We start from the raw sequence: 5543 nt of genomic DNA on the forward strand, positions 1-5543 counted from the left end.
TCGCTCCATAACTGCAAAAGTAGTAGCATCGATATCCGAACGCTCAATAAGGGCCATCTTTCCACTTCACCTTTAGCTAGGTAATGATCATGTTTGACAGCGACATCTCTAAGTCCACTGTTTCCGGCACCAACTAATTTCCATATTGGATCTTTTTACTTAAGGGCTTTACCGGTTGAACTTTTTTTAAACGTATCTCGTCATGTTCTACTAAGGACATGGAACAGTTCTTCCTTACTTTCGGAAAGATTGTCTTACCAAGGGTATACCATTCCCGCTCACACAATAGCAAGCCTAATGCTCAGCCACAGGAGTAAAGGGAGTTCCTTAATACAAACTCCTATTTTTTAAGAGGGCTCCTTCCAAAATAAGGAGCTTTTCTTTTATATCCAACCCTCCGCCGAAGCCTCGTAGATCGCCGCGGGCCCCTATTATACGGTGACAGGGAATGATTATACCTACCGGATTGCTGCCCACTGCCCTGCCTACAGCACGGGAAGCCTTGGGCCGACCTATTGCCTTAGCCAATTCTCCGTAAGTTTTAGTGGTACCATAGGGGACCTGGGCTAGCGCTTTCCAGACCAAAAGCTGGAATGGGGTTCCTCGCAAGTCCAAAGGTATGTCGAAAGATTTACGGCGGCATAAGAAATATTCTTGTAGTTGTTGAGCTAATTCTTTAGCTACCCCGGGCTTTTCTTTTATGGTAGCCTGCGGGAAAATAGAGTTAAGGGAAGCTATCACATTTTCCAAGGGTTCGTTGGGGAAAGCTAGGCGACATAGGCCGGACGGGCTGAATACCGCCATAAGATGGCCTAGGGGCGAAGGGATTTTTTCCCAATAAAGCGTAAGGCTTGTAGCAGAAGACATGAACTGTTTCTTCCCTTCTAGCAGATACTGTTGGTTCAGTTATTACTCGATTTTAAGTATACCTCTCCTCCTTGATGATTTCCATATAAGCATTAATTAGGTTTTCGTTAAGCATTATACTCGGAAGTCTTTTTATCTTCTCTAGCGTAAGCCCGTTGTTCTTCAATTTTCATGGGATTTTGTCAAGGCCTTTACGCCCTAGTTAAGTTTAACATCACTTTATGAGCAAATGGTTCAAAAAACGGTGATGAAGCGAAGTAAAGGTGGAGATGGTTTAAATTTGCCGGTTAAGTGGGATTTAACTTAAGAGCTGGTAACCCTAAAAGTTTTAAGTAGAGTGGGCAAAACGTAATTCTAAAGGTTGATGTGTAAATGTAGGCAAAAGGTTATAATAAGAGCATGAGTAAATCCGCAGTATAGCTTGCAGGTATTGGCTTGGAAGGAAGGCTGATGCGGAGAGCCTTGGGAACAAGCTGAAGCAGCGGGGGCGGCTGCTTGAACCATGGATCGTAAATTAATGAGGCTACAAAAATATCTGGCCCAGGCGGGAATAGCCTCCAGGCGCCGGGCGGAAGAGCTTATTAGGGCTGGCCGGGTGAAAGTAAACGGCGAAACAGTTACAACTATGGGTTTCAAGGTAGAGCCGGGCCGGGATGCGGTAGAAGTAGACGGAAAAATAGTTGAGCTAGAAACCAAGAAGGTATATTATCTTCTTTACAAGCCGGCAGGATATGTTAGTACTGCTCGTGATCCCCAAGGGCGACCCAAGGTCGTCGACCTTTTACAAGGTGTAAGGGAAAGGGTGTATCCTGTAGGTCGCCTGGATTACGATACCGAAGGACTACTTCTGTTGACCAACGATGGAGATCTTACCCTAAGGTTGACTCATCCTCGTTACGGAGTTCCTAAAACCTATGAGGCTTTGGTAGAGGGAATCCCGGATGCTCAAGATTTAAGCCGTCTCGCCAAAGGTGTTAAATTAGAGGACGGGTGGACTTCTCCGGCCAAAGTCAGGCTATTATGGGCCCGTAAGGGAAGAGCTCTGCTTGAGCTCACCTTGCGGGAAGGGCGTAAGCGGGAAGTACGCCGCATGTGTAAAGCAGTGGGCCACCCGGTTATAAAGCTTAAAAGGACTAAAATGGCTTTTTTGACCCTTAAAGGGCTGAAACCCGGGGAATACCGGGAGCTGACGGAAGAGGAGGTGGAACGCCTATATAAGACGGTAGGGTTAAAGGAGTAGAAGCACAACGTTAAATCAGGTAGCAACGAGAAATACCTTGAAGAAGCAGGTGATACTGTTGCCGAAGTTAAAACAGGGATTGGTGCAGGTGTACACCGGGGACGGAAAGGGGAAGACCACCGCTGCTCTGGGTTTGGCTTTACGGGCAGCAGGCCATGGCTTAAAGGTGGTCATCGTCCAGTTCATGAAGATGCCCCGTTATGGGGAGCACAAAGCTTTACAGAGCCTGGCACCGCAGGTAATGGTCAAAGCCTTCGGCCGTCCGGGATTTATCCACCGCGGTGGGGCGCAGCCAGAGGATTATGAGCTGGCACGAAAAGCTCTTACCTTTGCCCGGGAGATCATGCTTAAAGGGGAAGTGGATGTTCTAATTTTAGATGAAATAAACAACGCCCTTTATTTTGGCCTTCTTAATGAAGAAGAGGTTTTAAATTTTCTAAAGGAACGCCCGCCCCAAGTGGAAGTTGTCCTTACCGGCCGGAATGCGCCTTCTTCTATTATAGCTGTTGCCGACTTAGTTACTGAGCTGCGCTGTATAAAGCATCCGTACGAAAAAGGGATAGCTGCGAGGCAGGGTATAGAATTTTAAGATTGGTTTTTAGTACTTAGAAGGAGTTTCCGTTTCCAGTGCGAATAACTAAGTTTATACGTGTAAATTCTTGATGAAGGAGGTGAAATCCTGGTACCTGTTGACAGGTGACCAGGGGAGAAGTGGCAGTAATTTATTACGACCAGGACGCTGATTTAAACGTGCTCAAAGGCAAGAAGATTGCTGTGATGGGTTATGGTAGCCAGGGACATGCCCAGGCCCAAAACCTAAAGGATAGCGGGATGGACGTGGTAGTTGGTCTGCGTAAGGGCAGCAAATCTTGGGCTGCGGCTGAAGAGGCAGGGTTAACCGTTAAGACGGTAAGCGAAGCAGCAAAAGAGGCAGATATAATTCAGATACTTTTACCCGACGAGGTCCAACCCCGTGTGTACCAGGAAGAGATAGCGCCTTATTTAAGCCCGGGTAAGGCTCTTATGTTTTCCCATGGATTTAACATTCATTACCATCAGATAGTACCGCCGGAGTATGTGGACGTTCTTATGGTAGCTCCTAAAGGTCCCGGCCACCTGGTGCGACGCATGTACGTAGAGGGTAAAGGGGTACCGGCCCTTTTAGCCGTCCACCAGGATGCTTCGGGCAAGGCCAAGGAGATCGGCCTGGCTTATGCTAAGGCTATAGGAGCTACCAGGGCCGGCGTTATTGAGACCACTTTTAAGGAGGAGACGGAAACCGATCTTTTTGGCGAGCAGGCTGTGCTTTGTGGCGGGTGTACGGCCCTTATAAAAGCCGGGTTTGAAACTCTGGTAGAAGCGGGTTACCAGCCTGAAATAGCTTATTTTGAATGTCTTAATGAACTAAAACTTTTAGTAGACATGATGTATGAAGGCGGCATAAAATACATGCGCTTCTCTATAAGCGATACCGCGGAATATGGCGACCTCACCCGCGGGCCACGGGTAATCGATGATCACGTTAGGGCCACCATGAAACAACTTTTAAAAGAGATCCAGGATGGAACCTTTGCCAGAGAGTGGATTCTTGAAAATCAGGCGGGTCGGCCCGTATTCAATGCTCTACGCCAGCGGGAGCGTGAGCATTTGATTGAAAAGGTAGGCGACCGTTTACGGGAGATGATGCCTTGGCTTAAGAAGGGAAATTAAGAAGTCAAATACTGAAACATAGAAACATAGAATAAGGGGGCGTTAAGCCCCCTATCTTGTATATTTTGTAAACCAGCCCTCAGACCTTGTTTAACCGCTTTAATAAGACGAGCTCTCCTTCCTGAGTTGTTAAGCGGTCATCAAGCTTTTTGATGTCTTCCCAGACAAAGCGTAGTTCGGTCCTAATTTTTTTAACGTCTTTCTTAACATTAGCTACTCCCTTTTCTAATTTATAAAGACTTTGCTCTAGAGTCGTAAGCCTAGAAGTTATAGCTTCTTGTCCCTGTTCTAGAGCTGTAAGCCTGGAGGCCATAGCTTTTTGCCCCTGCTCTAGAGCTGTAAGCCTGGAGGCCATAGTTTCTTGCCCCTGCTCTAGAGCTGTAAGCCTGGAAGCCATGGCTTCTTGCCCCTGCTCTAGAGCTGTAAGCCTGGAGGCCATAGTTTCTTGCCCCTGTTCTAGGCCCCCGATCCGCCCGATAAGGATCTGTAGTTCGTTTAGAATCTGTTTAAGGATCTCTTCCACGGTTTCTCCTCCCCGCATTGCAGGGTTACCCTGTCTAAATCCAACTTATCCATAGAATAGCATATTTTCTAAAGCTCGCCAATACTTTATGCGTATCCTCAATAAAACCCTAGATTCCAAGCGTAACCTATGATATATTCTTACTTAAAAGCTCCACTTCAAAAGGCGGTGTAGCTTATATGGAATATGGGAGTAGACAGGTTGCGGCTGTAGCTGTACGCATGGCTCTTTCAGAGACCAGGGAAGAAGAGCAGAAACTCAAAAAAGAGTTCGCCGCCAGGGGTATACGTGCCGCGGCAGTAGATTGCGGTGGTGAATTTATAAGCTCTGTCCAAAAGATGGTGGAACGGGCTGTAGTAGCCGCGAAGAGGGAAGGTGTTATACGGGAGGTACATGCGGAAGAAGGGGCGGTAGCCGGTGCTACCCGTGAAGCCCTGACACAGCTCATGCCTAAGGCTTTAGGCCTTAATGTGGGAGGGAAAATAGGGATAGCCCGCTACCAGGACCACATCAGTGTTGCCGTGTTCTTTGGTATCGGGCTTTTACACTTGGACGAGGTAGGCATTGGTCTGGGGCATCGGGCCGTATCTTAAAAATGTAGGACGGTAGGAAGGTGGGTTGTTATTATGGGGGAACTAAGGGTTAGAGGTATTAGGGGTGCTATTTCAGTAGACAAAAATGAGGCCGGGGAGATCCTGCGTAGCACAGGTGAGCTTTTGCAGGAGATAATGAAGGTCAATAATTTAGAAGAAAGTGATATAATCAGTGCCTTTTTTACTGTAACCCCTGATCTAAATGCTGCTTTCCCGGCAGAAGCAGCCCGGCGATTGGGTTGGAAAGAAGTAGCTTTAATGTGTGCTACCGAGATACCGGTGCCAGGAAGTCTTCCTGGTATAGTAAGGGTACTGATACATGCTTATTGCAAGACCCCACCCCAGCATGTTTATCTAGGCCGTGCAGTCCTTTTAAGACCTGACCTGTACGCAGAACATCCTGAAGCCGGTAATTAGAAGAACTGCGGACGTAGGTATTAAACTAAGGGTGTTGATAATACCCGCCTGATTAATTATAATAAAAGAGGTCGGCTTTCTCTTATTAGTCCCTGCAAGCCTTCGCTCTACATGTAATATACCCCCGCTGGCAGATAGTGTGACTCCTCGTGGTGACACGGAAATCAAAGAGGGAGATATACTATTCATCCTG

The 5543-nt window shown here is 47.2% G+C and carries 7 protein-coding genes; 5 read left to right on the plus strand and 2 right to left on the minus strand.

Going from position 1 to position 5543, the window contains the following annotated elements:
• Positions 1-327 precede the first annotated feature (327 nt).
• Positions 328-867, minus strand: coding sequence for a methylated-DNA--[protein]-cysteine S-methyltransferase (locus tag L5656_RS10285; protein WP_297202637.1), 540 nt, complete (start codon positions 865-867; stop codon positions 328-330).
• Positions 868-1369: 502 nt separating this feature from the next.
• Between L5656_RS10285 and L5656_RS10290 the strand changes: the two genes are divergently transcribed.
• From L5656_RS10290 to ilvC, 3 genes are all read left to right on the plus strand, one after another.
• Positions 1370-2107 (plus strand): pseudouridine synthase, encoded by a 738-nt coding sequence (locus L5656_RS10290; RefSeq protein ID WP_297202640.1) that lies wholly within the window; start codon positions 1370-1372, stop codon positions 2105-2107.
• Between the two features lie 37 nt (positions 2108-2144).
• Entirely contained in the window at positions 2145-2696 is a 552-nt protein-coding gene (cobO, locus tag L5656_RS10295; protein ID WP_297202641.1) for a cob(I)yrinic acid a,c-diamide adenosyltransferase, read from the plus strand.
• A gap of 122 nt (positions 2697-2818) precedes the next feature.
• Positions 2819-3817, plus strand: coding sequence for a ketol-acid reductoisomerase (ilvC, locus tag L5656_RS10300; RefSeq protein WP_297202643.1), 999 nt, complete (start codon positions 2819-2821; stop codon positions 3815-3817).
• Positions 3818-3896: 79 nt separating this feature from the next.
• Here ilvC and L5656_RS10305 read toward each other — a convergent pair whose 3' ends face one another.
• A complete protein-coding gene (locus L5656_RS10305; RefSeq protein ID WP_297202645.1) occupies positions 3897-4340 on the minus strand; it encodes a hypothetical protein in 444 nt (147 codons plus the stop codon).
• Between the two features lie 179 nt (positions 4341-4519).
• Between L5656_RS10305 and L5656_RS10310 the strand changes: the two genes are divergently transcribed.
• Together L5656_RS10310 and aroH are read left to right on the plus strand one after the other, a co-directional pair.
• On the plus strand, positions 4520-4933 hold the full coding sequence (locus L5656_RS10310) for a HutP family protein (protein ID WP_297202647.1): 414 nt from the start codon (positions 4520-4522) through the stop codon (positions 4931-4933).
• Positions 4934-4966: 33 nt separating this feature from the next.
• A complete protein-coding gene (gene aroH, locus L5656_RS10315) occupies positions 4967-5350 on the plus strand; it encodes a chorismate mutase (protein WP_297202649.1) in 384 nt (127 codons plus the stop codon).
• The last annotated feature ends 193 nt before the right edge of the window (positions 5351-5543 follow it).

It is taken from the genome of Thermanaeromonas sp. (assembly GCF_021890735.1).
GTDB lineage: Bacteria > Bacillota > DSM-521 > Neomoorellales > Neomoorellaceae > Thermanaeromonas.

What these genes read in the sequence shown, in the direction of transcription:
- L5656_RS10290 (WP_297202640.1), top strand. Translation starts at nt 1,370, where the DNA reads ATGGATCGTAAATTAATGAGGCTACAAAAATATCTGGCCCAGGCGGGA.
- L5656_RS10310 (WP_297202647.1), top strand. Translation starts at nt 4,520, where the DNA reads ATGGAATATGGGAGTAGACAGGTTGCGGCTGTAGCTGTACGCATGGCT.
- aroH (WP_297202649.1), top strand. Translation starts at nt 4,967, where the DNA reads ATGGGGGAACTAAGGGTTAGAGGTATTAGGGGTGCTATTTCAGTAGAC.
- L5656_RS10285 (WP_297202637.1), bottom strand. Translation starts at nt 867, where the DNA reads ATGTCTTCTGCTACAAGCCTTACGCTTTATTGGGAAAAAATCCCTTCG.